At 38.2% G+C, this 1044-nt stretch carries 1 protein-coding gene; it reads left to right on the forward strand.

Annotated features, from left to right (window positions below):
* The coding region (locus tag SE27_RS14720) for a nucleoside recognition domain-containing protein (RefSeq protein WP_455550028.1) at positions 1–1044 on the forward strand (1044 nt) is incomplete at both ends.

Here is a 1044-nt window from a genome sequence, read left to right on the forward strand (position 1 = left end):
ACTCCTTATCATTCTGAATTAAGTCATTTTGAACAGGTCAAACAAATCACCAAACAAGTTATTTTAAATAATGACAGTGGTGATAAAAGAACCGCATTTCTAGATAAAATTTTTCTACATCCTGTATTGGGTTTAGTAATCTTAACTTTAACCATGTTTGTGATGTTCCAGGCGGTATTTATATGGGCAACGCCTTTTATTGAATTCATTGAAAATTTTGTCGCATGGCTCAGTGATTTTATTGGACCACTAATCCAACATCCTCTATTAAAAAGCTTGGTTGTGGATGGGGTAATTGCTGGTGCAGGTAGCGTGCTTGCATATATGCCTCAGATTTTGATTTTATTCTTCTTCATTTTAATGCTTGAAGAGTCAGGCTATTTACCCCGGGCAGCATTTCTTTTAGATAAATTAATGTCTAAAGCCGGGCTTAGCGGCCGTTCATTTATTCCTCTGCTATCCAGTTTTGCTTGTGCCATTCCCGGAATTATGGCAACCAGAAGTATCAGCTCTGAACGGGACCGATTAGCAACAATTATGATTGCACCCTTGATGACCTGTTCAGCAAGATTGCCAGTATATGCTTTATTGATCGCGGCATTTATTCCGAACCAATTAATCTACGGCTGGTTAAGTCTGCAAGGATTAGTCCTTTTTGGTCTTTATATGTCGGGAATAGTCTCAGCGTTATTAGTTTCAGTGTTTCTGAAATTGGTTCGAAAAGATAAAACTGAAAGTATTTTTATTTTTGAACTTCCCACATACCGAATTCCAGATATTAGAAATATTGCATTAGGCTTATATGATAGGGCAACTATTTTCTTAAAACGAGTTGGTGGCATTATCGTCGCACTGTCTATCTTGTTATGGGTGCTAGTCACGTTCCCTCAACCACCAGATAATGCAAGCATGCCGGCCATTAACTATAGTTTAGCTGGTCAGTTAGGGCATTTAATTCATCCTATATTTGCGCCTATTGGGTTTACATGGGAAATATGTATTGCACTCATTCCTGCTATGGCAGCAAGGGAAGTTGTAATTGCT

The sequence above is a fragment of the Acinetobacter harbinensis genome (genome assembly GCF_000816495.1).
Taxonomy (GTDB): domain Bacteria; phylum Pseudomonadota; class Gammaproteobacteria; order Pseudomonadales; family Moraxellaceae; genus Acinetobacter; species Acinetobacter harbinensis.